Source organism: Streptomyces spongiae (genome assembly GCF_009377185.1).
GTDB classification, from domain to species: domain Bacteria; phylum Actinomycetota; class Actinomycetes; order Streptomycetales; family Streptomycetaceae; genus Streptomyces; species Streptomyces spongiae.
The window spans coordinates 1-3,238 of the sequence record NZ_VJZC01000841.1 but is presented as its reverse complement, the minus strand read 5'-3'; the positions used below and the strand labels follow the sequence as shown (position 1 = coordinate 3,238).

At 71.3% G+C, this 3,238-nt stretch carries 3 protein-coding genes; 1 reads left to right on the top strand and 2 read right to left on the bottom strand.

From position 1 onward, the window contains the following. Together FNH08_RS47580 and FNH08_RS47575 are read right to left on the bottom strand one after the other, a co-directional pair. Window positions 1–1,098: PAS domain-containing protein (locus FNH08_RS47580; protein WP_322726591.1), on the bottom strand; the 1,098-nt coding region annotated here is incomplete at its 3' end. Window positions 1,099–1,267: 169 nt separating this feature from the next. Further along, a complete protein-coding gene (locus FNH08_RS47575) occupies window positions 1,268–2,020 on the bottom strand; it encodes an SIS domain-containing protein (protein ID WP_152778129.1) in 753 nt (250 codons plus the stop codon). Window positions 2,021–2,311: 291 nt separating this feature from the next. Between FNH08_RS47575 and FNH08_RS47570 the strand changes: the two genes are divergently transcribed. After that, on the top strand, window positions 2,312–3,004 hold the full coding sequence (locus FNH08_RS47570) for a metal-dependent transcriptional regulator (protein ID WP_152778128.1): 693 nt from the start codon (window positions 2,312–2,314) through the stop codon (window positions 3,002–3,004). Window positions 3,005–3,238 lie beyond the last annotated feature (234 nt).

Here is a 3,238-nt window from a genome sequence, read left to right as displayed (position 1 = left end):
GCCGGAGGGGGTCGCGGCGGCGCGTACGAGCCGTACCGGGGCGTCGGCGTCCGTGGCCGGGCCCGCGGTCACCCGGTCGACGATCGCGTGGTCGGCGAACCCGGCGAGGGAGAAGTCGAGGTGGACGGTGGCGGCCTCGGCGGGGTTCTCGCACTCGGCGGCGGCGCGCGTGGCCCGGTGGAGCTGGTTGGTGCGGAAGCGGAGCAGTGCGGCCTCCTGCTCGCTCTGCTTGGATTCGGTGACGTCCTGGAAGAGCCAGCCGACGCCGAGGGGGACGGGTTCCTCGGCGAGGGGTGAGGCCAGGCGCAGGAAGCCGCTGCGCCAGCAGCGCCGTTTCTCGCCGTCGGGGGTGCGCACGCCGACCCAGATCTCGGCCGGTGCGGGCGGGGCGCCCTCGGCGAGTACGTGGGTGAGGGCGCTCTCGAGTTCCTCGACGCCCTGGGTGAGGAGTTCGCCGAGGGGGCGTCCGAGGACGGCCGTACGTCCTGTGCCGAGTGAGCGGGCCGCGTGCGCGTTCACGACGGCGGGCCGCAGGTCGGCGTCGACGAGGACGACTCCCCAGCTGGCGTCCTCGAACAGGGCCTCGCTGAGGGCGATGGACCGCTCCAGGTCGATCTGGGCGTGCACCTCGCTGAAGGCGCAGTAGACGCCGGCGGGTTTGCCGTCGGGGCCGCGGACGGCGGCCGACTGGGTGCGCACGAGGACGCGCCCGCCGTCCTTGGTCAGCAGCGCGAACTCGTGGACCTGCCGTCCGGGGGCGTGCATGGCGGACATGAGCCGCCCCTCGACCTCCTCGGCGTCCGCGGTCCGTACGGCCCAGCCGGCGAATCCGTGCCGTCCGACGGCCTCCGTGGCGGTCCAGCCGAGGATGCGTTCGGCCTCGCGGTTCCAGTGTGTGACGGCTCCGTCGGCGTCGAACGCGCACAGCGCGGCGTCCATGCCGTCGAGCAGTGCGGCGAGGAGGTCCGAGTCGTCGCGCTCGGGCTCGTCCGCCTCGACGGCGGGATCGGCTTCGTCGGCCACGGGCGCGTCCGTGCCGCGCTCGGGCTCGTCGGGCCCCAGCTCGTCCGTGGTTCCACTACGCCGGGAAGCACTCACCTGAACCCCCTGCAGGCTGCGTCCGCACGTACGGCGCGTCGGTTTGCTACTCAGTAGTCATTCAACTCGAACGTGACCCAGCACACATCAGCTTCCCGCAAGATTGGGGGAAATCGTTGTACGCCGGATTTCCGTCCCAGGGTTCCCCCACCGCACTCCGGCACACCACCTAGCCCAGGTAGAAGATCCGGTCGCCGTACTCGCGCATGATGCGGCTGTTCCACTCGTGGCCGCCGTCGACGTTGCCCGAGCGCAGGAGTGGGGGTTCGATGCCGCGGTCGGCGAGGGCGCCGGCGGCGGTGGCCATGACGGCCTGGAGGAGGGCGCTGGTGACGACGGTGGAGGCGGGGGCGAAGGGGGCCTCGATGTTCTCGGCGGTGAGCTCGGCGTCGCCCACGGGGATCTTGGAGTCGAGGACGATGTCGCAGTGGTCCTTGAGGTAGGTGCCGGAGGCGTTCCGGGAGGTCGTCTGAGAGGCGTACGCCACCGAGGTCACGCCGATGACCTTGACCCCCAGGTCGCGGGCGTGTGCCGCCATCTCGACGGGGAGGGCGTTGCGGCCGGAGAGTGAGATGATCACCAGGAGGTCGCCGGAGCGGAGCGGGCTGGTGTCCAGGACCGCGGTCGCGAGGCCGTCGACCCGTTCCAGGGCGGAGCCCAGGGTGGCGGGCGCCTCGACGCCGACGGCGCCGGGCACGGCGAGCAGGTTCATCAGGGCGAGGCCGCCCGCGCGGTAGACCATGTCCTGGGCGGCGAGCGAGGAGTGCCCGGCGCCGAAGGCGAAGAGCCGGCCGCCGTCGGCCACGGTGTCCGCGATCAGCGTGCCGGCGGCCGCGATGGCCTCCGTCTCCTCGTTCCGCACCCGTCGCAGCAGATCCGTCGCGGCGTCGAAGAACCGCTCGGCCAGCTTGCTGTCGCCCATCCGAAACAGCCCTTCCGGCTCTGGTGTTGCCCGTGGAACGGATGCCGATCACGGTGCGGTCTGGACCACTTCCCTGTCAACCGCCGACCCAGGACCCGCCGATATGGCCGGGACCGGGGCCCGAGGGGACGGAACGGCGTCCGCGTCGGTACGGTCGTGACCCCACTCGTCACCGCGTGGTTTCAACGGCGCGGCACAGTTGTCAGTGGTATCCGGCAGAATTGAATCCAGGGCCAGCGCACAAGCCGGGAGCCGTCGAGCCCTCGGCAGATCTCATCGAGGGGCACACGAATGTCCGGACTGATCGACACCACGGAGATGTATCTCCGCACCATCCTCGAACTGGAGGAGGAAGGTGTGGTCCCGATGCGCGCCCGGATCGCCGAGCGGCTCGACCAGAGCGGCCCGACGGTCAGCCAGACGGTGGCGCGCATGGAGCGCGACGGTCTGGTGTCGGTCGCCGCGGACCGCCACCTGGAGTTCACGGACGAGGGCCGCCGCCTGGCCACGCGCGTGATGCGCAAGCACCGCCTCGCGGAGTGTCTGCTCGTCGACGTGATCGGCCTGGAGTGGGAGCAGGTGCACGCGGAGGCGTGCCGTTGGGAGCACGTGATGAGCGAGGCCGTGGAGCGCCGCGTGCTGGAGCTGCTGCGCCACCCGACCGAGTCGCCGTACGGGAACCCGATCCCGGGCCTGGAGGAGCTGGGCGAGAAGGACGGCGCGGATCCCTTCCTTGACGAGGGCATGGTGTCGCTGGCCGACCTGGACCCGGGCGTCGAGGGCAAGACCGTCGTCGTGCGGCGCATCGGTGAGCCGATCCAGACGGACGCGCAGCTGATGTACACGCTGCGGCGTGCGGGTGTGCAGCCGGGTTCCGTGGTGAGTGTGACGGAGTCGGCGGGCGGTGTGCTCGTGGGCAGTGGCGGTGAGGCCGCGGAGCTGGAGTCCGACGTCGCCTCGCACGTCTTCGTGGCCAAGCGCTGAGCGACCGTACCGGCGGGTGCGGTATGACTGACCGTCAGCCCGGGAGTGGTCAACTTCCCGAGTAGGCACGGCAGTTGTGCGGTCGCAGTGCGGCTTCCGCGTCGGTGGCGTTCCAAGATTCACTGGCCGGAATCGCAGCGCTCGCGCCGTTCGCGTGCGAGGCTTGCGCGTGAGGCATATGACCTGAGGGCTCTTGGCCGGCCGGGGCGGTGACCGTCACGGTGGGGCCGGGGA